The 23,945-nt window shown below is 73.5% G+C and carries 22 protein-coding genes and 1 pseudogene; 11 read left to right on the top strand and 12 right to left on the bottom strand.

The genetic code is table 11. The annotated features are described in order from the left end of the window. The first annotated feature begins 41 nt into the window (after positions 1 to 41). The 3 genes from rfbH to JT723_RS20600 are packed head-to-tail and all read left to right on the top strand — an operon-like array spanning position 42 to position 3,639. Entirely contained in the window at positions 42 to 1,298 is a 1,257-nt protein-coding gene (gene rfbH, locus JT723_RS20610; RefSeq protein ID WP_240165946.1) for a lipopolysaccharide biosynthesis protein RfbH, read from the top strand. Next, a complete protein-coding gene (locus tag JT723_RS20605; RefSeq protein WP_205046202.1) occupies positions 1,295 to 2,671 on the top strand; it encodes an NDP-hexose 2,3-dehydratase family protein in 1,377 nt (458 codons plus the stop codon). The genes rfbH and JT723_RS20605 overlap by 4 nt, the downstream gene beginning before the upstream one ends. Next, positions 2,641 to 3,639 carry a Gfo/Idh/MocA family protein gene (locus JT723_RS20600; RefSeq protein WP_251513870.1) on the top strand — a complete coding sequence of 333 codons (999 nt, stop codon included), beginning with the start codon at positions 2,641 to 2,643 and terminating at the stop codon, positions 3,637 to 3,639. Before JT723_RS20605 ends, JT723_RS20600 begins: the two co-directional genes overlap by 31 nt. Before the next feature lie 14 nt (positions 3,640 to 3,653). Here the strand turns inward: JT723_RS20600 and JT723_RS20595 are convergent, their stop codons facing one another. The 5 genes from JT723_RS20595 to JT723_RS20575 all read right to left on the bottom strand — a co-directional run bounded on the left by JT723_RS20595 (position 3,654) and on the right by JT723_RS20575 (position 8,402). Further along, positions 3,654 to 4,664 carry a DUF4331 family protein gene (locus JT723_RS20595; protein ID WP_205046201.1) on the bottom strand — a complete coding sequence of 337 codons (1,011 nt, stop codon included), beginning with the start codon at positions 4,662 to 4,664 and terminating at the stop codon, positions 3,654 to 3,656. Positions 4,665 to 4,775: 111 nt separating this feature from the next. Continuing rightward, a complete protein-coding gene (locus JT723_RS20590) occupies positions 4,776 to 6,107 on the bottom strand; it encodes an RNA polymerase sigma factor (protein ID WP_205046315.1) in 1,332 nt (443 codons plus the stop codon). After that, the gene (locus JT723_RS20585) at positions 6,080 to 6,499 is read right to left on the bottom strand and encodes a YciI family protein (RefSeq protein ID WP_205046200.1); all 420 of its coding nucleotides are present in this window, start codon (positions 6,497 to 6,499) and stop codon (positions 6,080 to 6,082) included. Before JT723_RS20585 ends, JT723_RS20590 begins: the two co-directional genes overlap by 28 nt. A 137-nt stretch (positions 6,500 to 6,636) precedes the next feature. Then, positions 6,637 to 7,446, bottom strand: a complete 810-nt coding sequence (locus JT723_RS20580; RefSeq protein WP_251513867.1) for an ABC transporter permease — start codon at positions 7,444 to 7,446, stop codon at positions 6,637 to 6,639. Next, positions 7,443 to 8,402, bottom strand: a complete 960-nt coding sequence (locus JT723_RS20575; RefSeq protein WP_251513864.1) for an ATP-binding cassette domain-containing protein — start codon at positions 8,400 to 8,402, stop codon at positions 7,443 to 7,445. Before JT723_RS20575 ends, JT723_RS20580 begins: the two co-directional genes overlap by 4 nt. A 152-nt stretch (positions 8,403 to 8,554) precedes the next feature. Between JT723_RS20575 and JT723_RS20570 the strand changes: the two genes are divergently transcribed. Continuing rightward, positions 8,555 to 9,697, top strand: coding sequence for a PP2C family protein-serine/threonine phosphatase (locus JT723_RS20570; protein WP_205046198.1), 1,143 nt, complete (start codon positions 8,555 to 8,557; stop codon positions 9,695 to 9,697). 44 nt (positions 9,698 to 9,741) lie between these two features. Here the strand turns inward: JT723_RS20570 and JT723_RS20565 are convergent, their stop codons facing one another. Then, entirely contained in the window at positions 9,742 to 10,269 is a 528-nt protein-coding gene (locus JT723_RS20565) for a TetR/AcrR family transcriptional regulator (RefSeq protein WP_205046197.1), read from the bottom strand. Positions 10,270 to 10,368: 99 nt separating this feature from the next. Between JT723_RS20565 and JT723_RS20560 the strand changes: the two genes are divergently transcribed. Continuing rightward, on the top strand, positions 10,369 to 11,082 hold the full coding sequence (locus JT723_RS20560) for an MBL fold metallo-hydrolase (RefSeq protein WP_205046196.1): 714 nt from the start codon (positions 10,369 to 10,371) through the stop codon (positions 11,080 to 11,082). Positions 11,083 to 11,187: 105 nt separating this feature from the next. Here JT723_RS20560 and JT723_RS35840 read toward each other — a convergent pair whose 3' ends face one another. Continuing rightward, positions 11,188 to 11,319, bottom strand: coding sequence for a hypothetical protein (locus JT723_RS35840; RefSeq protein ID WP_265749715.1), 132 nt, complete (start codon positions 11,317 to 11,319; stop codon positions 11,188 to 11,190). A 73-nt stretch (positions 11,320 to 11,392) separates the two neighbouring features. After that, entirely contained in the window at positions 11,393 to 13,330 is a 1,938-nt protein-coding gene (locus JT723_RS20555; protein ID WP_205046195.1) for an AfsR/SARP family transcriptional regulator, read from the bottom strand. Positions 13,331 to 13,440: 110 nt separating this feature from the next. On the opposite strand from JT723_RS20555, the gene JT723_RS20550 reads away from it, so the two are divergent. Further along, entirely contained in the window at positions 13,441 to 14,346 is a 906-nt protein-coding gene (locus tag JT723_RS20550; protein ID WP_205046194.1) for an alpha/beta fold hydrolase, read from the top strand. A gap of 11 nt (positions 14,347 to 14,357) precedes the next feature. Here the strand turns inward: JT723_RS20550 and JT723_RS20545 are convergent, their stop codons facing one another. Beyond that, complete coding sequence (locus tag JT723_RS20545) at positions 14,358 to 15,242, bottom strand: helix-turn-helix transcriptional regulator (protein WP_205046193.1); 885 nt, start codon at positions 15,240 to 15,242, stop codon at positions 14,358 to 14,360. Between the two features lie 221 nt (positions 15,243 to 15,463). On the opposite strand from JT723_RS20545, the gene JT723_RS20540 reads away from it, so the two are divergent. Continuing rightward, on the top strand, positions 15,464 to 15,694 hold the full coding sequence (locus tag JT723_RS20540; RefSeq protein WP_205046192.1) for a tautomerase family protein: 231 nt from the start codon (positions 15,464 to 15,466) through the stop codon (positions 15,692 to 15,694). A 33-nt stretch (positions 15,695 to 15,727) separates the two neighbouring features. Here the strand turns inward: JT723_RS20540 and JT723_RS20535 are convergent, their stop codons facing one another. The 3 genes and pseudogenes from JT723_RS20535 to JT723_RS20525 form a co-directional block, all read right to left on the bottom strand. Beyond that, positions 15,728 to 16,747, bottom strand: coding sequence for a LacI family DNA-binding transcriptional regulator (locus JT723_RS20535; RefSeq protein WP_205046191.1), 1,020 nt, complete (start codon positions 16,745 to 16,747; stop codon positions 15,728 to 15,730). A gap of 211 nt (positions 16,748 to 16,958) precedes the next feature. After that, positions 16,959 to 17,279, bottom strand: coding sequence for an L-rhamnose mutarotase (locus JT723_RS20530; RefSeq protein ID WP_205046190.1), 321 nt, complete (start codon positions 17,277 to 17,279; stop codon positions 16,959 to 16,961). Positions 17,280 to 17,343: 64 nt separating this feature from the next. Beyond that, positions 17,344 to 18,197: pseudogene (locus JT723_RS20525) on the bottom strand (substrate-binding domain-containing protein). A gap of 440 nt (positions 18,198 to 18,637) precedes the next feature. On the opposite strand from JT723_RS20525, the gene rhaI reads away from it, so the two are divergent. From rhaI to JT723_RS20505, 4 genes are all read left to right on the top strand, one after another. Then, complete coding sequence (gene rhaI, locus JT723_RS20520) at positions 18,638 to 19,804, top strand: L-rhamnose isomerase (protein WP_205046189.1); 1,167 nt, start codon at positions 18,638 to 18,640, stop codon at positions 19,802 to 19,804. 109 nt (positions 19,805 to 19,913) lie between these two features. Next, a complete protein-coding gene (locus tag JT723_RS20515) occupies positions 19,914 to 21,968 on the top strand; it encodes a bifunctional aldolase/short-chain dehydrogenase (protein ID WP_205046188.1) in 2,055 nt (684 codons plus the stop codon). 58 nt (positions 21,969 to 22,026) lie between these two features. Then, on the top strand, positions 22,027 to 23,550 hold the full coding sequence (locus JT723_RS20510; RefSeq protein ID WP_205046187.1) for a rhamnulokinase: 1,524 nt from the start codon (positions 22,027 to 22,029) through the stop codon (positions 23,548 to 23,550). 53 nt (positions 23,551 to 23,603) lie between these two features. Further along, a partial coding sequence (locus tag JT723_RS20505) for a heterodisulfide reductase-related iron-sulfur binding cluster (RefSeq protein ID WP_205046186.1) occupies positions 23,604 to 23,945 on the top strand: 342 nt, incomplete at its 3' end.

Genomic DNA, 23,945 nt, shown 5'->3' with positions numbered 1-23,945 from the left:
ACCACAAGGCACTGGTACTCGACGAGGTCCGCAAGTACCACATGGAGCAGCAGGGCGACGGGGGCTTCGTCCCCGGCGTCACCGAGATCTGGCCGTCCGGCGCGGTGCTCGACGCCGACGACCGGGCCGCCCTGGTGGAGGCCGCGCTCGACCTGCGGATCGCGGCGGGCGAGCGGTCGCGGAAGTTCGAGTCGCGCTTCGCCAGACTCCTCGGCCGCCGCAAGGCGCACCTGACCAACTCCGGCTCGTCCGCCAACCTGCTGGCGCTGACCGCGCTGACCTCCAAGGTGCGCGGCGAACGGGCGCTCAAGCCGGGCGACGAGATCATCACCGTGGCGGCGGGCTTCCCGACCACCGTCAACCCGATCGTGCAGAACGGCATGGTCCCGGTCTTCGTGGACGTCGAACTGCCCATCTACAACACCACCGCCGAGCGGGTCGCGGCGGCGATCGGCCCGAAGACCCGGGGCATCATGATCGCCCACGCGCTGGGCAACCCCTTCGAGGTCGCCGAAGTCGCGGCGCTGGCCAAGGAGCACGGGCTGGCCTTCGTCGAGGACAACTGCGACGCGGTCGGCTCGACCTACGACGGGCGGCTGACCGGCACCTTCGGCGACCTGACGACGGTGAGCTTCTACCCCGCGCACCATCTGACGATGGGTGAGGGCGGCATCGTGCTGACCTCGGACCTGAAGCTGGCCAGGGCTGTGGAGTCGCTGCGCGACTGGGGCCGGGACTGCTGGTGCGAGCCGGGCAGGAACAACACCTGCCTCAAGCGGTTCGACCACCAGATGGGCGACCTGCCGCACGGCTACGACCACAAGTACACGTTCTCCCACATCGGCTACAACCTGAAGACCACCGACCTGCAGGCGGGGCTCGGCCTGTCCCAGCTGGACAAGCTGGAGGGCTTCGTGGCCGCCCGCCGGCACAACTGGCAGCGGCTGCGCGAGGGCCTGGACGGGGTGCCCTTCCTGCACCTGGCCGAGCCGACCCCGCGCAGCGAGCCGAGCTGGTTCGGCTTCGTCATCACCGTCGACCGCAAGGCGCCCTTCGGCCGGGCGGCGCTGGTGGACTTCCTGGAGTCCCGCAAGATCGGCACCCGACTGCTCTTCGCGGGCAACCTGACCCGGCAGCCCGCCTACGCGGGGCGCCCCTACCGGGTCGTCGGGGGCCTGGAGAACAGCGACCTGATCACCGAGCAGACCTTCTGGGTCGGGGTCTACCCCGGCCTGACCGACGAGATGATCGACTATGTCATCGCGTCGGTCCGGGAGTTCACGAGGAGCTACCGATGACGACGGCCCTGCACCCGCGCGAGGACACCGGCCTCGCCGGCCGGCTGGCCAGGTCGGCGGCGCAGCGCACCTCAGGGGCGGGGCCGCGCACCGCGCAGGTCGCGGAGTGGCTGGCCGAGCGCCGGGCCGCGCACCGCTTCGCGGTCACCCGGATCCCCTTCGCGGACCTGGAGGGCTGGTCCTTCCGGCCGGACACCGGCGATCTGGGCCACCGCAGCGGGCGGTTCTTCACCGTCGAGGGGCTGTCCGCGGTGGTCGGCGAGGACCCGGGGGTGCGCTGGGAGCAGCCCATCATCCGGCAGCCGGAGGTCGGCATACTCGGCATCCTGGCCAAGGAGTTCGACGGGGTCCTGCACTTCCTGATGCAGGCCAAGATGGAGCCGGGCAACCCCAACCTGCTGCAGCTGTCCCCGACCGTGCAGGCGACGCGCTCGAACTACACCAAGGTCCACAAGGGCGCCGCGGTGAAGTACATCGACCACTTCGTACGGCCCGGGCGGGGCCGGGTGCTGGCCGACGTGCTGCAGTCCGAGCACGGCTCGTGGTTCCTGCACAAGTCCAACCGGAACATGCTGGTCGAGACCGACGAGGACGTGGCGGACGACCCGGACTTCGCGTGGCTGACCCTGGGCCAGATCGGCGAGCTGCTGCACGGCGACAACCTGGTCAACATGGACGCCCGCACGGTGCTGGCCTGCACACCGGTCGCCTTCCCCGAGCGGTCGGCGCAGCTGTCGGACACCATGCTGCACTCGTGGTTCACCGGTGAGCGCTCGCGGCACGACCTCAGGACGGCCGCGGTCCCGCTGCGCTCGGTGGCCGGCTGGGAGCAGGACCCGTGGGCGATCCGGCGCCCCGACGGCCGCTTCTTCCAGGTCGTCTCGGTGGGCGTCGAGGCGGGCAGCCGCGAGGTGGGCAGCTGGACGCAGCCGATGTTCGAGCCGACCGGGCGCGGTGTGATCGCCTTCGTCGTCCGGCGCTTCGACGGGGTGCCGCACCTGCTGGCGCACGCCCGGGTCGAGGGCGGCTTCCTCGACACCGTGGAGATCGGGCCGACCGTGCAGTGCGTGCCGGACAACCACCCCGTGCTCGGCAGCGCGGGCCGCCCGCCCTTCCTGGACCTGGTGCTGGAGGCCAAGCCCGAGCAGGTGCTGTACGAGGCGGTGCACTCCGAGGAGGGCGGCCGCTTCCTCAACGCGGAGTCACGCTGCCTGATCGTGCAGCCCGAGGCCCCGGTGGAGGACGAACTGCCGCCGGGATACTGCTGGTTGACGCCGGGGCAGCTGGCGTCGCTGGCCCGGCACGGGCACTACGTCAATGTGCAGGCCCGTACGCTCCTGTCGTGCATGACGACCGGGGCAGTGACATGGTGAACGGTTCCCCGCTGCGGATCGGGGTGCTGGGCTGCGCGGAGATCGCCAGGCGGCGGATGCTGCCGGCCTTCGCCGCGTGCCCGGCGACCGAGGTCGTGGCCGTCGCCAGCAGGGACCGGGAGAGGGCGCGGGAGACGGCACGCCCCTACGGGTGCCACGCCGTCACCGGCTACCGAGCGCTGCTGGCGGACCCCGACGTCGACGCGGTGTACGTGCCGCTGCCTGCCGCGCTCCACGCCCACTGGACGCGGGCGGCCCTGGAGGCGGGCAAGCACGTCCTGGCCGAGAAGCCGGTCGCGCTGGAGCCGGCGCGGACGGCGGAGCTGTTCGCGCTGGCCGAACGCCGGGGGCTGGCGCTGATGGAGAACGTCATGTTCGTCCACCACCCGCAGCACGAGGCGGTACGCAAGCTGGCCGCCGACGGGTCGCTGGGGGAACTGCGCAGCCTGCACGCGGAGTTCACGGTGCCGCGGCGCCCCGCGGACGACATCCGCTACCGGGAGGACCTGGGCGGCGGGGCGCTGTGGGACACCGGTGTGTACCCGCTGCGGGCTGCCCTGCATCTGCTCGGCCCGGAGCTGGCGCTGCTGGCCTCGCACCTGTCGGACCCCGGTGGCCTCGGCGTGCCCTCGGCCGGTACCGCGCTGCTGGTGCACACCCCGACGTCCACCGCGGTCACCCTCGGCTTCGGCCTGGACCACGCCTACCGGTCGGCGTACACCCTCACCGGCAGCAGGTCCGCGCTGACGCTGACCCACGCCTTCACCCCGCCGGCCACCCACGTCCCCCGCCTGCTGCCGGAGGAGGACCCGCTGGAGCCGGCCGACCAGGTGGCCCTGGCGGTGGCCGCCTTCGCGCGGGCCGCCGCCCGCGGCAGGTCCTTCGCCGCGGACACCACCGTCCGCCAGTCGGAGCTGCTGGCGCAGATCGCGGGGGCACCCCCGGCCGGCTCCCGGCGGGACCGGTAGCCGGCCGGGCGGGCTCAGGACGCCGGGTGGGGGTTGCCCAGGTAGGGGAACTCGTCCAGCAGGTCGGTGTGCGGGGACAGGCCCGAGGGCGGGATGTCGCCCTTGGACAGGAAGGCGAGGCGGTGGTCGATGACGTCGTCGGTGAAGACCCGGCCGTTGGGGTAGCGCGCGGGCTTGGACGGGTCGAAGACCAGCATGTCGGGGAGCAGCTGGTCGGCGTCGATCGCGGCGATCGCCTCCTCGCGCGTGTAGTCGCCGGTGTGGCCCATCAGGTGGACGAACTGGTCGGTCCAGCGCTCCCGGTCGTTCACCGGCTCGCTGGCGTTGTACTCGACCTTGGTCTCGTCGGTGTTGAAGAAGCTGCTGACCGAGGGGTGGCCGGCGCGGTCGACGTGGTTGAGCCTGCCGTCCTCGCGGACGCTGCACCGGCCCCAGATGCGGATCGGCGAGCGGGCGCCCAGCTCGCTGGTCGGCATCTCCACCACCGTGGAGAAGACGTTGGCCTCGGTGTTGGAGTCCACGCCGGTCCACGGCGACTTGCCGCCGAGGTGGGGTGCGGTGAAGTTCCGGCCGCCGCTGGTGTCGAAGAGGTTCTGGACCCCGTCGAAGTCGAAGAAGAAGGCGTCGCTGCGGCTGCCGGCGAAGAAGGTGAAGGGACCGGCGGTCACGGTGCTCGCGACCGGGCCGAAGGAGACCTCGGCGTCGCTGACGACCTTCTCGCCCACCGCCTCCGGTGAGCGGGCCTCCTCGCCCCTGGCGACGAAGACGCTGAAGGTCTGGCGGCCGTCCTTCGGCTCGGAGAACACATAGCTGAACGCCAGGTCGGTGAGGCAGTCGCCGTCGTTGTCGATGTTGAGGCGGTAGATCGCGTCGGGGTGCAGGGCCTTCGCCTCGGGGTTCGCGTTGAGGATGAGCACGGTCCGCGCGGGGTCCGCGGGCGACTGGAAGGCGTAGAGGTCGCAGAGGTCGAGCCGCTGGTCGCCCAGCGGCGGGCCGAGGCTGAGACCGGTGAAGTGATTCGACATTCCTGCATGTCCTTTGCGCGGTTGACGGGCCGACAGCGAAGTCAGGGCCAGGATTCCGACATTCAACCACAAAGTGCGGCAAATACCGTGACGCCACAACAGCGGCTCCCGCTAGTGCAGTTCCGCCGCCTTGCGGAGCAGCACCGCGCGCTCCTTGTCGTTGCCGCACAGTCGGCCGGCGAGTTCCAGTTCCGCGCGGGCCTCCGCCGTCCTGCCCAGGCGCCGCAGCAGTTCGCCTCGCACGCTCGGCAGCAGGTGGGAGCCCGACAGGCGGTCGGAGGCCACCAGTTCGTCCACCATCGCCAGTGCCTGCGCGGGACCCTGTGCCATGGCGACGGCGACAGCCCGGTTCAGTTCCACCACGGGCGAGGGCGCGACACGGCCCAGCGCCTCGTAGAGCAGCACGATCCGCTCCCAGTCGGTCTCCGGCACCGAGGGCGCCGACGCGTGGCACGCCGCGATGGCCGCCTGCAGACCGTACGGCCCAAGGCCCCGGCCCAGGACGGAGGCCCGGCCGAGCGCGGCCAGGCCGCGCCGGATCGCGGACCGGTCCCAGCGCCTGCGGTCCTGGTCCTCCAGCAGCACCGCCTCGCCGTCAGGGCCGGTACGGGCGGGGAAGCGCGCCGAGGTCAGCTCGAACAGCGCGAGCAGCCCGTGCACCTCGGGCTCGTCCGGCAGCAGCGCGGCCAGCATGCGGGCCAGCCGGATCGCCTCATAGGCCAGGTCGGTACGCAGCAGCCGGTCGCCCGCCGTGGCCGTGGAGCCCTCGGTGAAGATCACGTAGAGGACGCTGAGGATGCCGCCGAGCCGTTCCCGCCGCTCGGCCGCGGGCGGCAGCTCGAAGGCCACGCCCGCGGCCGCGATGGTCTTCTTCGCCCGGGTGATCCGCGCCTGAACCGTCGGCACCGGCACCAGGAAGGCGCGGGCGATCTCCTCGCTGGCCAGGCCGCCGACCGCGCGCAGCGTCAGCGCCACGCGCGCCTCGGGCGACAGCACCGGGTGGCAGGCGACGAACATCAGCGCGAGGACGTCGTCATCCACCCGGTCGGGGTCCCACGGCAGCTCGCCCGCCCGGTCCTGCGGTGCCGCGGCACCCGAGCTGGCCTCGCCCTCGGCCAGGGCGCCGGCGAGCAGTGCGTAGCGCTCGGCGAGCGCCGTGCGGCGGCGGAAGCCGTCGATGGCGCGGCGCCGGGCGGTCGCCAGCAGCCAGCCCACCGGGTCGGCGGGGCGGCCGTCGCGCGACCAGGCGACCAGCGCCTCGGCGACCGCCTCCTGGGCGACGTCCTCGGCGAGCGCGAAGTCCCGGGTGTAGCGGGCGAGGGCGGCGACGATCCTGGCGGACTCGATCCGCCACACCGCCTCGACGGCCCGCCGTGCCGACTCGGTGACCGGCGGGCCGTCGGTGGGCCGGGGCATCAGAGCTGGCCGGTGCGCTCGCGCCAGGCCCGCTCCTTGATGATCCACTCGTTGTCCTGCGGGAACTCGTCGATGGTCGGGACCCGGCGGACCTCGCACTTGGAGCCGGGGAAGGCCGGCAGCCGCTTGGCCCACTCGACCGCCTCCTCCTTGGAGGCCACGTCGATCAGGTAGAAGCCGCCGAACAGCTCCTTGGTCTCGCCGTAGGGGCCGTCGGTGACCACCGGCGCCTCGCTGCCGAAGTCGACCACCACGCCCTGCGACGGGTCGTCCAGGCCCTCGGCGGCGACCAGCACCCCGGCCTTGACCAGCTCGTCGTTGAAGCGGCCGACCGTCTCCAGCATCTCCTCGAAGGGCGTCTCCATCATCTTCGCCATGGACTCGTCCGTGCCGCGCATGATCAGCATGTACTTCGCCATCGTCCTGCTCCTCACCAACCGGGGTCGCCTCTCGACCCTCTCACCCCGAGGTCGAACGGCGCAGCCGCGGATCGACACGGCCCGCCGACGAATTTCCCGGTCTTTTCCTCCGGCCGCCGCAAAGGCGCCGCCGGGCCTCACACGGCCCTGCGGTAGAGCCACACGCCCAGCGGCGCGAACACCGCCACGATGCCCGCGTCCCAGGCCAGCGCCTGCCACACGTCGGAGGCGGCGGGGCCGCCGAGCACCAGGACGCGGACGGCGTCCGCGGTCCTGGACACCGGCTGGTGCACGGCGAAGGCCTGCAGCCAGCCGGGCATCGTGTTCACCGGGACGAAGGCGGCGGAGGCGAAGACCAGCGGGGCCAGCACGGGGAAGGCCGCGGCCTGCGCGGTCTCCGGGTCGCCCACCGCCATGCCGACGACCGCGAAGATCCAGGACATGGCGAAGCCGAAGGCCAGCACCAGCAGCACACCGCCGAGGAAGGACGGCACCCCGGCGTGGATGCGGAAGCCGAGGGCGAAGCCGACCCCGGTCATCATCGCCACGACGAAGACGTTGCGGACCAGGTCGGCGGTGGTGCGCCCGACGAGCACCGCGGACCTGGCCATGGGCAGCGAGCGGAACCGCTCCATCAGGCCGGTCTGCATGTCGGTGGCCAGGCCGATGGCGGTGTTCATGGCGCCGAAGACGACGGTCTGGACGAAGATCCCGGGGATCAGGAAGTCGACGTAGCTGACACCGTGCAGCGCGGGGGCGACGACGCCGCCGAAGACGTAGCGGAACATCAGCACGAAGACCAGCGGCTGGATGGTGGAGAACACCAGCAGCCTGGGCACCCGGCGCAGCCCGATGAGGTTGCGCCAGGCGACGGCCAGGCCGTCCTGGGCGGTGCGCAGCAGCTGCGGCGCCGCGTGGGTCAGCCCTCCGGCGGCCGCCCCGGTCACGGTGCCCCCGCCGCGGGGGTGCCGCCGGAGTGGCCGGTCAGCTGCAGGAAGACGTCGTCCAGGCTCGGCTCCCTGACCGCGACGGTGCCCGGCACCAGGTCGTGCGACTCCAGCACGCGCAGCACTTCGAGCAGCGGCCGCGAACCGTCGCGGGAGACCAGGCTCAGATGCGGCCCCTCGACCTGGGGCGCCTCCTCGAAGCCGGCCCGCAGCAGGTCGGCCGCGCGGGCGGCCCGCTCGCCGCCGACCATGTCAAGTTCGATGACGGTGTTGCCCAGGTGCGACTTGAGCAGGGCGGGTTCGTCGTCGGCGATGACCCGGCCGCGGTCGATGACCACGACCCGCGAGGCGAGCTGGTCGGCCTCCTCCAGATACTGGGTGGTCAGCAGCACGGTCGTCCCGTCGGCCACCAGGCGGCGGATCAGGTCCCACAGCGCGTTTCGGCTCTGCGGGTCCAGGCCCGTCGTCGGCTCGTCGAGGAAGAGCACCGGCGGGTCGGGGACCAGGGCGGCGGCCACGTCCAGCCGCCTGCGCATCCCCCCGGAGTAGGTGCGGGCGGGCCGGTCGGCGGCCTCGGTCAGCTCGAAGCGCTCCAGCAGCTCCGCGGCCCTGCGCCGTACCCGGGAGTGCCGTACGTGCGTCAGCCGCCCGATCAGCCGCAGGTTCTCCCGCCCCGTGAGGTTCTTGTCCACGGCCGCGTACTGCCCCGCCAGGCCGATGAGGCCGCGGACGGCGGCCGGCTCGCGCACCACGTCGTGCCCGAGGACCTCGGCCCGGCCGCCGCTGGGCGGCAGGATCGTGGTGAGGACGCGGATAGCGGTGCTCTTGCCCGCACCGTTCGGGCCGAGCAGCCCGAAGACCGTGCCGGGCTCGACGTGGAAGTCCACCGCGTCCAGGGCCGCCACAGCCCCGAACCGCTTGCTCAGGCCGCTGACGGCGATCGCCGGGTCTGCCACGGAACCACCTCGTTCGGTGCGCCACTCTCCCCCATGAACCCATGGTCGCCCCCGTGCCGCGGAGCCGCATGGGCGATTGGTACGGGCTTGGAATATTTCATACCGGTTGTACGCTGGCCTGCAACGAGGCCACGGAGCCGGAAGGAGTCCGTATGTGGGGCATGACCCGGCCGCTGCCGGCGCAGAATCCCGCATCGTCGCGTGAGCACGTCTGGACCGCTGTGGCGGCGGGACTGATCGCCCTCGTGCCGATCGCCGACCTCTTCGTACCGGACAACGTGCACCTCGCACACACCCTGGTGCTCCCCGTCGCCCTCATCGCCGTCTTCGTCGGCCCCCGCCGCGCCACCTTCACCGCGGTGCTCGCGGTGCTGGCCCTCGTCGCCGCCGGGGCCGAGCGGATGACCCTGATCTCCGAGAGCGTGCTCGTCCAGCTGCTGTGCCTGATGCTGCTGTCGGCCCTGCTGGTCGCGGTCAGCCACATGCTCGACCGGCGACGGCAGGAACTCGTCGGGCTGCGGCGGGTGTCGGAAGCGGTGCTGCGCCCGCTTCCGCAGCGCGCAGGACCGGTCTCCATCGCTTCGGCCTACCGCGCCGCCGAGATCGGGTCCCCCGTCGGCGGCGACCTCTACGCGGTGGCCCGCACCGCCGACTCCACCCGGCTGCTCATCGGCGACGTCCGCGGCAAGGGCGCGGCCTCCGTCGCCGACACCGAACTGGTCCTCGGCGCCTTCCGCGCCGCCGCCCACCGCCAGTCGCCGCTGCCCGAGCTGGTCGCGTCCCTCGAAGGCAGCGTCCGCTGGGGCCTGAACGAACCGGGGGACGCCGCCGCGGGCGACGCGGCCGAGCGGTTCGTCACCGCGGCGGTCGTGGAGATCCCCGACGACGAGCCGTACGTGCACGTGGTCAGCTGCGGCCACCTGCCGCCGCTGCTCTTCCACGAGGGCTCGGTCACCGCGCTGGACGCGACCGACCCCGCCCCGCCGCTGGGCCTGGGCGCCCTGGCCGACGGCGGCTACACCCCCACCACCTTCCCCTTCGAGCCGGGCGACCGGCTGCTGGTGTACACCGACGGTGTCACCGAGGCCAGGGACGGCAAGGGCGAGTTCTACCCGCTGCTGGAGCGTGCCGCCGCCTGGACCGGGCACCTGCCCGACGCGATGGTGCGGGCGGTGACCAGCGAGCTGCGCGCGCACGCGGCGGCCGGGCTGAACGACGACATGGCCGTGGTGGCCCTGCGGCGCGACGAACCGCGCCCGGCCGTCGTCCCTGAGGCCGTGGCCGTCACCGGGTGAGGCCGGTCCTCCTCCTCGCGGCCTCACCCGGCGGGCGGGGTGCGTCACGCAGGCCCGAGCGCTCTGCGCATGCGGGCGAGGCCGTACTCGAAGGACCGGTCGACGTCCCCGCCGAGCCGGAAGCCGCCGGCCAGCTCCATCCCGATGAACCCGGTGGCCCACGCGGTCACCAGGCGCGCGGCGTCCAGCGCGTCCTGCTCCCCCGCGAGCTGCGCGCACGCCCGCAGCACGGGGTCCGCGGCCCGGCCGAGCGCCTCGGGCGGCGCGGCCTGGGACAGCATCAGCCGGAAGCCCTCCGGGCGGTCCCGGGCGAAGCCGCGGTAGGCGCGCACCAGCTCCTCCAGCGAGCCGTCGGTGCCCTCCAGCCGGGCGGCCAGCTCCGCCACGGCGGCCTCGGAGACGGCGGCGAGCAACGCCGCGCGGTTGCGCACGTGCTTGTACAGGGACGGCGCGCGCACGCCGACGCGGGTGGCGACGCTCTGCATGGTCAGGCCCTCCCTGCCGCCCGCCTCCAGGATGTCCCGGCCCGCGGCGACGATCGCCCCCCGCGAGGTCTTCTCAGGGCTCGGCACCGGCGGCCCTCCTCTCCACGGCTGCGCAGCTATTGCCCGTAGCCATCAAGGCTACGTATCGTAGCCATGGTAGCGCTCGGCACCCTCGGAGGGGATCCCATGAAGCTCGGCCCGCACCTGCACCGCATCGGCAATGACGTCGTCGCGTGCTACCTCATCGACACCCCTGACGGCATCACCCTCGTCGACGCCGGCCTGCCCGGCCACTGGCGGGACCTGCAGCGCGAACTGCGCTCCCTGGGCAGGTCGGCCGCCGACATCCGCGGCCTGGTGCTGACCCACGGGGACTCCGACCACATCGGCTTCGCCGAACGGCTGCGCCGCGAGCACGGGGTGCCGGTCTACGTGCACTCCGCGGACGCCGTGCGCGCACGCACCGGCGAGAAGCCCAAGACCCCGGCAGGACCCATGCGGCTCGGCCCCGCGATCGGCTTCTTCTGGTACGCCCTGCGCAAGAACGGCCTGCGCACCACCTATGTCAGCGAGGTGGTCGAGTTCTCCGACGGCCAGGTGCTCGACCTGCCGGGCAACCCGGTGATCGTGCCGATGCCCGGCCACTCGCCGGGCAGCGTCGCGGTGCACGTGCCGCTCGCCGACGCCGTCTGCGTCGGCGACGCCCTGACGACCCGGCACGTCCTGACCGGCCGCACCGGCCCGCAGCCCGCCCCCTTCACCGACGACCCCGACGGCTCCCGAGCCTCCCTCGACCACCTCGCCGCACTCCAGGCCTCCTGGGTACTCCCCGGCCACGGCACCCCCTGGCACGGCTCGCCGGCCGAAATCGCAGACGCGGTCAGGAAGTCCGCCGCCTGAACCGGCCGCGGGTCGGCCGGCGAGGCCGGCGACGGCGCCAGGAAGGTCGACGCTGCCCCGTGCCGCGGGGTGCCGTGGCCGCGGGACGGACCGGGGTGCGGTCGGCTACGCCCTCGCCGCGCATGCCTCGGCCTCGGCCAGATACCGCGCCACCGGGCCGAGGGTCAGCAGACCGCTGCCCGCGCCCGCGTGTTCCGCACGGGCGGGGCGCAGCCGTGCCGCGGCACGGGCGGCCACCGCGGGCTCGGACAGGCGGACGGCAGCGCGGGCAGCCGACGGCTCACCGGCCAGGGGTACGCGGCACCGGCGGCTACGCCCTCGCCGCGCATGCCTCGGCCTCGGCCAGATACCGCGCCACCGGGCCGAGGGTCAGCAGACCGCTGCCCGCGCCCGCGTGTTCCGCACGGGCGGGGCGCAGCCGTGCCGCGGCACGGGCGGCCACCGCGGGCTCGGACAGGCGGACGGCAGCGCGGGCGGTCAGGGACCACAGGGCCTCCTGCATGTGGTCGCGCGGCGGCTCCGGGGCCGCGGCCAGGGCGGTACGGGCCTCTTGCGGGCGGTCCTGGGCGAGCAGCACGAGGGGGCGCGCCCAGGGGCGGTAGGGGCCCCAGTCGAGGTGCGGGTCCGTGGGCGCGGGGCGGTCGTGGAGCAGGCGCAGCCCGAGGAGGGCGAGCGGGAACAGGCCGCGGTGCAGGCCGGGCATCCCGGCGGCCCGCAGGGCGTCCTCTGCGGCACGGTAGTGCTCCGCGGCCGTGGCGGCGGTCGGTCCGCCGGGTTCCGCGCTGCGGGCGGCCGTGACGCGCGCGCGGAACCACCCGGTGAGGACGCGGACCAGGAGCGCTTCCGTGACGGCCGCGAGCTCTTCCGCGGCTGCCGCGTGCGCGGCGGCGGCGTCGAGGTCGCCGAGGGCCGAGGCGGACTGCAGGCGGACGAGCCGGCCCAGGACCGCGAAGTTCGGCAGGCCGTGCCGGGTGGCCAGGTCGAGGATGCGGGCGCCGACGCCGTCCCGTACGGCTGCGAGCCCGGGGCGGGTGAATGACTGCAGGAAGACCCCGTTGAGGGCGAAGGCGAGCAGCGCGGGATCGCCCAGGTCCCGCGCCAGCGCCTCGGCCCGGAGTGCCGCCTGCCGCCCGCGGCTCAGCTCGGCCGCGGTCAGGCCTGCGCTGCGGCTCTCGACGGCGACGGTGGCCAGCAGGCGCGCGGACAGGTCGGCGGGGGCGGCCGGGCCGAGTGCGGTGAGGGTGCGTTCGGCTGCCGCGACGACGGCGCGGGACTGCTCGGGGTCGTCGGCCCGGCTCCACAGGGCGGGTACGTCGTAGGCGCCGATGACCCTGGCGGTCAGTTCGACGTCTCCGGTGCGCTCTGCCGCCTCGACGGCGGCGAGCCGGTCGCGCCGCGAGTGGACGAGGGCGTCGCCGCCGGCCAGGGCGAGGGTGCGGGCCAGGTCCACGGTGGTGCGCGGGCCGAGCCGTACGCCGGGGCCCGCCCAGCCGGCCGGCACGCGGGGAGGCGGCGCGGACCCGGTGAGGATCTCGGTCTCCAGCCGCTGGAGGCCGGGGCCGGGGTCCAACCCCAGCTGGTCGGCCAGCATGGCGCGGGCGCGGCGCAGGGTGGCCAGCGCGTCGGCCTGGCGGCCCGCGCGGTGCAGGGCGCGGGCCAGCAGCCCCCAGGCGGGCTCGCGCCACGGGTGTTCCGCGACATGGGCGCCCAGCTCCGCGACGAGATCGGCGCCCTGCCCGGCGTCCAGGAGGATGCGGGCGCGCAACTCCACCCCCTCCAGCCGCAGTTCCTCAAGCCGGGTGCGCTCGCGCTGCGCCCACGCGGAAGCGGGCACGTCGGCGTAGGCGGGTCCGCGCCAGGACCCGAGTGCCGCGCCGAGGTCGGCGACCGTCTCGGGGCTGCGCCGGGCGCGGGCCAGGGCGTCGTGGAAGCGGTGGACGTCCACGTCCTCGCGCGGCAGCCGCAGCGCGTAGCCGGGGCCTTCCGTGACGATGACGCGCGGCGGGTCGCGGGGCGGCCGGTCGGGTTCGAGGGCGCGGCGCAGTGCGGCGACGAAGGTCCGCAGCGCGCCCACGGCCCGGGCCGCCGGGTCGGGCCACAGATCACCCACGAGGGTGTCGGTGGTGACCATCCGCCCCTCGGCGGCGACGAGCCGGCCGAGCACCTCACGGTGCCGGGGCCCGCCCAGGTCGACGGGGCTGCCGTCGTCGCGGAGCGCCCGCACCGCACCGAGCACGTCGATTCGCATGCCCCCATCCTCCGTGCCGGGAGCCGCCCGCGCGCCGCCGTACTGATCGGATGCTGATCGCCGTCGCCCAGCCTGACCGGGTCAGCACCCGATCCGAAGGACGGCCTCCCATGACGCCCACCACTCCCGCCGGTTCCGCCGGCCCAGCCATTCCCGGCTTCGACCACGTCCGCCTGCCCGGAGCCGGCGGTGTGGAGCTGGCTGCCGCGGTCGGCGGCAGCGGCAGCCCGGTCGTGCTGCTGCACGGCTTCCCGCAGACCCACCTGATGTGGCGGCACGTCGCCGAACGGCTCGCGGACCGGCACACGGTGATCTGCCCCGACCTGCGGGGCTACGGCGCAAGCGACAAGCCGCCGGCCACCGGCCCCGACGTATATGCCAAGCGCACGATGGCCGCCGACGTCGTGGCCCTGGCGGCGGCGCTCGGCCACGAGCGCTTCGCCCTCGTCGGCCACGACCGGGGCGCCCTGGTCGCCTTCCGCGCCGGTCTCGACCACCCGGAGACCGTCACACACCTGGGCATCCTCGACGTCGTGCCGACGCTCGACATGTGGAAGGTCCTGCACGGGACGTCGGCGGCGGTCGGCTACCACCTCTACCTGATGGCGCAGCCGCCCGGCCTGCCCGAGACGCTGATCGGCAACAGTGCGGACGCCTTCTTCGGCTCCTTCCTGGACGCCTGGGCCGGCGACCCGGCCGCCCTGCCGGAGCAGGTGCGTACCGCCTACCTGCGGGCCAGTGCCGCGGCGGTGCCGTCGATCGTCGCGGACTACCGGGCCTCGGCGGGAATCGACGTCGCACACGACCAGGCGGACCTGGACGCCGGGTCCCAGCTGGCCATGCCCGTCACCGTCGTCCAGCAGGACTGGGGCGCGCACCTCGGGTACGACGCGGCCGCGGTGTGGAAGGCGTGGGCGCCGGACCTGGATCACCGGCTGACCCGGGCGGGGCACTTCATGGCCGAGGAGGCTCCCGGCGAGATCACAGCGGCGGTCCTGGACCTGCTGGCCCGCTGAGCCCGCCGCCGTCACCCGGCCGGGCGTGCCTGCTCCGTGTCCTGCCCCGCGCCCAGCTCCTGGGTGCCGACGACGGACAGCAGGTCCAGCTGCTCGGCTCCCCGGCTGCCGGGCGGCGCGGTGAACCACAGCAGGCGCTGGCGCCCGTCCTCGCTGAGCAGGTTGTAGCAGTCGAGTTCGACGACGCCGAGCAGCGGGTGGACGATCCGCTTGTGGTCCATGCGGCGCACTGCGACGTCATGGGTCGCCCACAGGGCCGCGAACTCCTCGCTGCTGCGCCGCAGCACGGCGACCATCCGCGCGACCTCCGCGTCCCTGCCGCGCCGGGCGGCGGCCGCCTGGAGGTCGGCTGCGAACACCCGCGAGTGGTGCGGGTGGTCCTCCCGCGGGTAGATCTCCCGCGACCGCGGGTCGGTGAACCAGCGGTAGACGAAGCTCGCCGCGGGGCCGCGTTGTGCGGGTGACCCGCCGAGCAGCGCGCGGGCCAGGTCGTTCTCGACGAGGGTCTCGTGCAGGTCGGTGATGACCCGCGCGGGGGTGTTGGACAGCCGGTCCAGCAGCCCGAGGAGTGCGGGCTGCACATGCGCCGAGGGTCCGTGCGCCGACGGCGGAACCGGCCGTTCCGCCAGGTGGAAGAGGTGGTCGCGCTCGTCGCCGTTCAGCCGCAGTGCCCGGGCGAGGGCGGCCAGGGTCTGGGCCGAGGGCTGCACGCCGTTCTTCACGCTGCCGCGTTCCAGCTCGGTGTAGTAGTCGGCGGACAGACCCGCCAGCTGGGCGACCTCCTCGCGGCGCAGCCCGGGGACGCGCCGGCGCGGGCCGTGCGGGAGACCGACCTCGGCGGGGCGGATGCGGTCGCGGCGGGTCCTGAGGAAGGCGCCGAGTTCTGGGAGGTTCACCCCTCCATGGTCGCCCGTGCGCCGGAGCGCAGCCAGGGGGTGCCGACCCCTGGGTGGACGCAGCCCTGGCAGGGGGCGGGGAACCCGCCGATCGTGGAGGACGGCGGAGGGACCGCGGGCCGCCCGCAGCAGGGCAGCCCGCGGCACCCGGCCGCACATCGGCAACGCACCGGAAACCACCGGAAGCCACAGGAAGCCACAGGAAGAAGGAACGACCAGCCATGCCTTTCGCGAACTTCAAGGTCCCCGAGAAGACCCTCACCCCGAAGCAGAAGCAGGAGATCGTCACCCGCACCACCGAGCTGTACGTGGAGCTGTACGGCGAGCGCGCCCGCAACACCACCATGGTGCTGGTCGAGGAGGTCGCCGACGGCGGCTGGGGCATCTCGGGCGATGTGCTCACCCTCGCGATGCTCGGCGGGGCGGCGCCGGCCGAGGACGGCGACGCCTGACCTGGCCCGGTGTCCCGGGCAGCGGGACCGGGGTCAGCGGCTGGGGAGGCTGGAGCCGCGGACGACCAGTTCCGGCTGCAGGACGGTCTGCCGGTGCCGGTGCTCCGCCGGGTCGCCGACCGTCTCCTCCAGCAGCATCTCGGCGGCCAGCCGGCCCATGGGGACGGCCGGCTGGCGTACCGAGGTGAGCGGCACGGCGGCGGCAGCGGCGAACTCGATGTCGTCGTAGCCGACGATCGCCATCTCGTCGGGGACGCTGATCCGGGCGGCGAACATCGCCTGCAGCACACCGAGCGCCAGCAGGTCGTTGGCGCAGAAGACCGCGGTGGGCCGCCTGCCCAGCCCCAGCAGGCGCGACCCGGCGTCCCGGCCCGCGGCGACGTCGAGGCGCTCGGCGGAGATCTCGGTGAGCGAGTCGGCGGGCAGCCCGGCCTCGGCGAGGGCCGCCAGCGCACCGGCCTTGCGGTCGTGGACCTGGGTCACCTCGGGCGGGCCGCCGACGTAGACGATCGAGCGGTGTCCGGCGGCGATCAGGTGCTGTACGGCCAGCCGGCCGCCGGCCACGTCGTCCACCGAGACCGAGCAGACCGACGCGTCGGCCGAGACCCGGTCGACCAGCACGAAGGGGATGCCCTGGCTGCGCAGCCCGTCGAGGCTGCGGCCGGTCGGGTCGGCCGGGGTGACCAGGACGCCGCGGACCCGCTGCTCGGCGAAGAGCGAGAGGTACTCCTGCTCCTCGCTGACGCTCTGCGCGCTGTTGCAGACCATGACCCCGAGGCCGGCCGCCCGTGCGGTGCGCTCGGCGCCGCTGGCGACGGCCACGAAGAAGGGGTTGCCCATGTCCAGCACCAGCAGCGCCATGATGCGGCTGGCGCCGGCCCGCAGCTGGCGGGCCGACTCGCTGCGGACGTAGCCGAGCCGGGCGATGACCGACTGGACCCGGGTCCTGGTCTCCTCCGCCACCAGGTCGGGCCGGTTGATCACGTTGGAGACGGTGCCCACCGAGACGCCGGCCTGCCGCGCCACGTCTTTGATCCCCACCATGGATGCCACGCTCCGTCCCGGTCCCACCGCCGGGTTCCGCATGCGCAGGACCGACGTTCCCCGGGGAGCTTCCCCCGGCCTTCGGATTGAACCTATTCAATCATATGAAGCCAGCCTGCGTCGCAGAACAGGATGCCCGGAGAACGAACCGCGGCAGCCGAACGAATGAATCGCTTCATCGATCCGCTCCCCCAGCGTCCGGCAACGATTCCGGCGGCGTTCACGCGAGGTGGAAGACCTCACTGAGCGGAACCATAGCCGCATCGGGCGCGGCCCCGTCCAATTCTTCGAAGCAGCCCGCCATCTCCTTCTGCCAGCGCGCATTCACCTCGGTGCGGTCCATCGCGGCGCGCGCCCGCTCGAAATCCTCCGTCTCCAGATAGCCGACGAGCAGACCGTCGTCCCGCAGGAAGAGGGAGTAATTGTGCCAGCCTGTCGCGGTCAGTGCGGCCTGCATCTCCGGCCATACCGCGGCATGCCGCTCGCGGTACTCGGCAAGGCGCTCCTGTCGGACTTTGAGCAGAAAGCAGACGCGTTTCATCTACGTACCTTTCGCGCGGCGGCCGGCCCCCGCGGCGGGGGCCGGCGGCCGGGTCGGAACCGGATCAGAAATTGAACTGCCCGATGTTGGACTTGTCGAAGACGGTCGGTTTGCCGAGGACGACGGTGCTGTCCTGGCCGATGGTGAGGGTGCCCATGTCGCCCGCCGTGTAGGTCTGGCCCGGTGCACCGCTGATCCGCCCGGAGGCCAGCGCGATGGCGGTGTGCGCGGCCAGCGCGCCGAGCTTGCCCGGTCCCACAGCTCGAAGGACCGCACGGTGCCGTCGGTGACGTAGGCGCGCATGTCGTTGGGGGTGCCGAGGCCGGTGAGCTGCACCTTGCCCTTGTACTTGGAGCCGCTCAGGTACTGGGCCGCCGCCTTGATGCCGACCGTGGTCGGGGAGATGATCCCCTTCAGGTCGGGGTACTGCTGCAGCAGGCCCTGGGAGGCGGTGCACAGCGCTCCCGGGTCCTGCGCGGAGACCGCGATTGCGTCGACCTGCTGCTGGGTGAGGGCGTTGACGTAGGAGACCTGTCCTGCGGTGTCCGCGGCGCTGCTGGTGCCGGCCTCCTTGTACGCGGACCCGGCCGCCTCGACGGCCTTCTTGCCGCCGGTGTCGGAGGTGGTGAAGTACGGGTTGTTGACGTTCTTGGGCAGGAAGGCGACCGTCAGGCCCTTCTTCAGCGGGGCGCCCGGGTCGACCGATGCGGTGGGCGCGGCCGCGGCGTCCGGTCTGTGCACCCCGGCGAGGATCTTGATCAGGGTCGACTTGCCGGCGCCGTTCTCCCCGGCGAGTGCGTGCGCCTCGCCCGCGTACAGCGCCAGGGACACCTCGCGCAGCGCCCGTACGGCCCCGAAGGACTTGCTCACCCCGTCGAGCGCGAGAACCGGAGTCCGTTCCGGTACGGGATCGGTCATGGGGTCTCCTGAGTCTCCCGGCGAGAAACAATGGGGGGTGAAATGTTTCAATGGAGATGCCGGGACGTTAGCCCCGCTCAGAGAGGCCGTCAAGAGTTCCGGAGTCCATCGGACCGCGTTCACCGCTCAATTGATCCGGTCCGAGGACTCGATGTCCGAGGTGAGCAGCGTATATGATGCCGTGACACGATTCAATGGGTCGGCACCCGGCGGAGTCACGCCCTCACGGCGAGGCGCCTCCGACGGGGCGGCCCGCGTCCTCCGGAGCCCCACGCACCACCCCCGCCCCCGAGCGGCGCACCCGCCGGCGCCGCACCGCCGCACTCCGCGCCGCAGCCCGCATCTACCGGGTGAACCTTTTCATCGCTCCACGAGTCATTGACAGAAGTTGTCCTCGCCACTACGGTGTCCGCTAAATGAAACGATTCACAGAGGTTGCCATGACAGATCTGTCGGCCGTCCGGGCGGCGCTGAAGTCCCAGCGGATCGAGACCCCGTCGTGGGCGTACGGCAACTCCGGCACCCGGTTCAAGGTGTTCCGGCAGGAAGGCGTGCCCCGCGACCCGTACGAGAAGCTGGACGACGCGGCCCAGGTGCACGCGGCGACCGGCGTGGCCCCCGTGGTGGCGCTGCACATACCGTGGGACCGGGTGGACGACTACGCGGCCCTGCGCGCCTACGCCGAGGACCGCGGGCTGACCCTGGGCGCGATCAACTCCAACGTCTTCCAGGACGACGACTACAAGCTCGGCTCTGTCACCAACCCCGACCCGGCGGTCCGCCGCAAGGCGCTGGGCCACCTGCTGGACTGCGTCGACATCATGGACGCCACCGGCTCGCGCGACCTGAAGCTGTGGTTCTCCGACGGCACCAACTACCCCGGCCAGGACGACATCGCCGCCCGCCAGGACCGGCTGGCCGAGGCCCTGGAGGCGGTCTACCGGCGGCTCGGCGACGACCAGCGGATGCTGCTGGAGTACAAGCTGTTCGAGCCGGCCTTCTACACCACCGACGTCCCCGACTGGGGCACCTCGTACGCGCACTGCCTCAAGCTCGGGCCGAAGGCGCAGGTCGTGGTGGACACCGGGCACCACGCGCCGGGCACCAACATCGAGTTCATCGTCGCCTTCCTGCTGCGCGAGGCCAAGCTGGGCGGCTTCGACTTCAACTCCCGCTTCTACGCCGACGACGACCTGATGGTCGGCGCCGCCGACCCCTTCCAGCTCTTCCGCATCATGCACGAGGTCGTACGCGGCGGCGGCCTGCGGCCGGAGACCGGCGTGGCCTTCATGCTCGACCAGTGCCACAACATCGAGGCGAAGATCCCGGCGATCATCCGCTCGGTGATGAACGTCCAGGAGGCCACCGCCAAGGCGCTACTGGTCGACGCCGACGCGCTGGCCGCGGCCCAGTCCGCCGGCGACGTGCTGGAGGCCAACGCCGTGCTGATGGACGCCTACAACACCGATGTGCGCCCGCTGCTCGCCTCGGTCCGCGAGGAGCTGGGCCTGCACCCCGACCCGATGGCCGCCTACCGCGCCTCCGGCTGGCAGCAGCAGATCACCACCGGCCGGGTCGGCGGCGAACAGGCCGGCTGGGGCGCCTGACCCCGGCCCCTCCCGGGATCCGGCTCCGCCGCGTACCGCCGCTGCGGCCGCCGACCGCCGCTGCTCCGCTCCGGCCCACCCGCCCACCACCGTCAGAAGGACTTCACGCATGACTACCGTCCCCAGCTCCGCCGGCAGCACGGTCGGCGCGCTCCTCGGACGTTCGAACCGGCTCGGCTCCGACCCGCGCAACACCAACTACGCTGGCGGCAACACCTCCGCCAAGGGCAGCGCGCCCGACCCGGTCACCGGCGCGGACATCGAGTTGATGTGGGTCAAGGGCTCCGGCGGCGACCTGGGCACCCTCACCGAGGGCGGTCTCGCGGTGCTGCGCCTGGACCGGCTGCGGGCGCTCACCGAGGTCTACCCGGGGGTGGAGCGCGAGGACGAGATGGTGCCTGCGTTCGACTACTGCCTGCACGGCAAGGGCGGGGCGGCGCCCTCCATCGACACCGCCATGCACGGGCTGGTCGACGCGGCCCACGTCGACCACCTGCACCCCGACTCCGGTATCGCGCTGGCCTGCGCCGCCGACGGCGAGAAGCTCACCGCCGAGTGCTTCGGCGACACCGTGGTCTGGGTGCCCTGGCGGCGCCCCGGCTTCCAGCTCGGCCTGGACATCGCCGCCGTCAAGGAGGCCAACCCGCAGGCCGTCGGCTGCGTGCTCGGCGGCCACGGCATCACCGCCTGGGGCGCCACGTCCGAGGAGTGCGAGCGCAACGCACTGCACATCATCCGTACCGCCGAGGCCTTCCTGGCCGAGAACGGACGTGCCGAGCCGTTCGGTCCCGTGCTCGACGGCTACGAGGCGCTGCCTGACGCCGAGCGCAGGGCGCGGGCCGCCGCGCTGGCCCCGGTCGTGCGGGCGCTGGCCTCCGCCGACCGCCCGCAGGTCGGCCACTTCACCGACACCCCGGAAGTGCTGGACTTCCTCTCCCGCGCCGAGCACCCGCGGCTCGCGGCGCTGGGCACCTCGTGCCCCGACCACTTCCTGCGCACCAAGGTCCGCCCGCTGGTGCTCGACCTGCCGCCGGGCGCCCCGCTGCCCGAGGCAGCGGCCCGGCTGCGCGAGCTGCACGCCGAATACCGCAGCGAGTACGCCGCCTACTACGAGCGGCACGCGGCACCCGACTCCCCCGCGATGCGCGGCGCCGACCCGGCGATCGTGCTGGTGCCGGGCGTCGGCATGTTCAGCTTCGGCAAGGACAAGCAGACCGCCCGGGTGGCCGGCGAGTTCTACGTCAACGCTGTCAACGTGATGCGCGGCGCCGAGGCCGTCTCCAGCTACCGGCCCATCGAGGAGTCGGAGAAGTTCCGGATCGAGTACTGGGAGCTGGAGGAGGCCAAGCTGCGCCGGATGCCCGCGCCCAAGCCGCTGGCCACCCGGATCGCGCTGGTCACCGGCGCAGGATCCGGCATCGGCAAGGCGATCGCGCACCGGCTGGTCGCCGAGGGCGCCTGCGTCGTCGTCGCCGACCTGAACGCCGGCAGTGCGGCGGCGGTAGCGCAGGAGCTGGGCGGCCCCGACAAGGCGGTCGCGGTGACCGTGGACGTCACCGACGAGGAGCAGATCCGCGCCGCCTTCGAACAGGCGCTGCTCGCCTTCGGCGGGGTGGACCTGGTGGTCAACAACGCCGGGATCTCCGTCTCCAAGCCGCTGCTGGAAACCACCGCGGCCGACTGGGACCTGCAGCACCGCATCATGGCCCGCGGCTCCTTCCTGGTCTCGCGCGAGGCGGCCCGGGTGATGACCGAGCAGGGGCTGGGCGGCGACATCGTCTACATCGCCTCCAAGAACGCGGTCTTCGCCGGCCCCAACAACATCGCGTACTCCGCCACCAAGGCCGACCAGGCCCACCAGGTGCGACTGCTCGCCGCGGAACTCGGCGAGCACGGCATCCGGGTCAACGGCATCAACCCCGACGGCGTCGTCCGCGGCTCCGGCATCTTCGCCGGCGGCTGGGGCGCCAAGCGCGCCGCGGTCTACGGGGTGGAGGAGGCCGAGCTCGGTCAGTACTACGCCCAGCGCACCCTGCTCAAGCGGGAGGTGCTCCCCGAGCACGTCGCAAGCGCGGTCTTCGCGCTGACCGGCGGCGACCTCACCCACACCACCGGCCTGCACATCCCGGTCGACGCAGGGGTCGCCGCCGCCTTCCTGCGCTGAGCCCCCGCGGCGGGCCGTCCGCCGCCCCCGTTCCCCACCCGTGGAAGGAAGACCCGCCGTGACCCCGACCGCCGCCCCCTCCCCCGCAGAACCCGCCGCCTTCGCCGCGGTGGACCTGGGAGCGACGAGCGGCCGGGTGATCGTCGGCCGGGTGGGGCGGGGCGGCCTGGACCTCACCGAGGTGCACCGCTTCCCCAACACCCCGCTGCGGCTGCCCACCGGGCTGCACTGGAATCTGCCCGCGCTCTACCAGGGCGTGCTGGACGGGCTGGGCGAGGCAGCGCGGACCGGCCGGATCGCCTCGGTCGGCATCGACACCTGGGCGGTGGACTACGGCCTGCTCGACGCGGACGGCGCGCTGCTGGGCCTGCCCCACCACTACCGTGACGAGCGCACCCGGGGCCTCGCGGAAGGGGTACGCGACCAGGTCGGCGCGCGGCGGATGTACGAGGCCACCGGGCTGCAGCACCTGCCCTTCAACACCGTCTTCCAGCTGGCGGCGGCCCGCGGTTCCGCCCAGCTGCGGACCGCCCGCACGATGCTGCTGATCCCCGACCTGCTGACGTACTGGCTCACCGGCTCCGTCGGCGCCGAGATCACCAACGCCTCAACCACGGGCCTGCTCGACGCCGCGACCGGCACCTGGTCGCGGGAGATGGCCGCGGCCACCGGGCTGGACCCGGGCCTGCTGCCGCCGCTGACCGGACCCGGCACACCGGCCGGCGCCCTGCTGCCGTACGTCCGCGCCGCCACCGGCGCCGCCGCGGGTACGCCGGTGGTCACCGTCGCCTCGCACGACACGGCCTCCGCGGTGGCCGCGGTACCGGCGACGGCAGCCAGTGCGGCGTACATCTCCTGCGGCACGTGGTCGCTGGCCGGTCTCGAACTGGACGCGCCCGTGCTGAGCGAGGAGTCGCGGGCGGCCGGCTTCACCAACGAGCGCGGCATCGACGGCACCGTCCGCTACCTGCGCAACATCATGGGCATGTGGCTGGTCGAGGAGTGCCGCCGCACCTGGGCCGCGCAGGGAAGGCCCGTCACGCTGGCCCCGCTGCTCACGGCCGCCGCCAGGGCGGAGCCGCTCGCGGCACTGATCGACCCGGACGCACCGGACTTCCTGGCCCCAGACGACATGCCCGCCGCCATCGCCGCCCGCTGCGTCCACACCGGGCGGCGCCCGCCCACGGAACCCGGCGCGGTGATCCGCTGCGTGCTGGACAGCCTGGCCCTGGCCCACCGCCGGGTGCTGCGCCGGGCCGCGGAACTCGCCGGCCGCGACATCACCCGCGTCCACATCGTCGGCGGCGGGAGCCGCAACGCGCTGCTGTGCCAACTCACCGCGGACGCCACCGGCTTGCCGGTGGTCGCAGGACCCGCCGAGGCGACCGCGATCGGCAACGTCCTGGTGCAGGCACGCGCCCGCGGCCTGGTCGGCGGCCTCCCCGAGATGCGGCAACTCGTCGCCGCCACACAGCAGTTGCGGCACTACCGGCCGCGGGGTGACAGCCGCGGCTGGACGGCGGCCCAGCACCGGCTGACCGCCGGCACAGAACACCCCCTGGTCCAGGGGCCGGGCCGATGACGGCGCGACGCCGTGCCCGCGCACTCCCGGCCGGACGACCCGAAGGAGCCCCGATGCGGGTCGCGTTGTTCCTCACCTGCGTCAACGACATGCTCTATCCGGACACCGGGCGGGCGGTGGTGGCGCTGCTCGAACGGCTCGGTGTGGAGGTGGACTTCCCGACCGGGCAGACGTGCTGCGGGCAGGCCCACTACAACACCGGCTACCGGCGCCAGGCCGAGCCGCTGGCCCGCCGCTATGCGGAGGTCTTCTACGGCTACGACGCCGTGGTCACCCCGTCGGGCTCCTGTGCGGCGACGGTCCGCCACGCCTACCCCCGGCTGGGCGCCCTGGCCGCCGAGGAGGGCAGGGGCCGCGGCCTCGCGGACGCGCTGGCGGGGCTGCCGAGGACGTAC

Source organism: Actinacidiphila bryophytorum (genome assembly GCF_016916835.1).
Lineage (GTDB): Bacteria > Actinomycetota > Actinomycetes > Streptomycetales > Streptomycetaceae > Actinacidiphila > Actinacidiphila bryophytorum.
The sequence above is the reverse complement of the archived record's forward strand: the minus strand, read 5'-3'. Positions and strand labels throughout refer to the sequence as shown.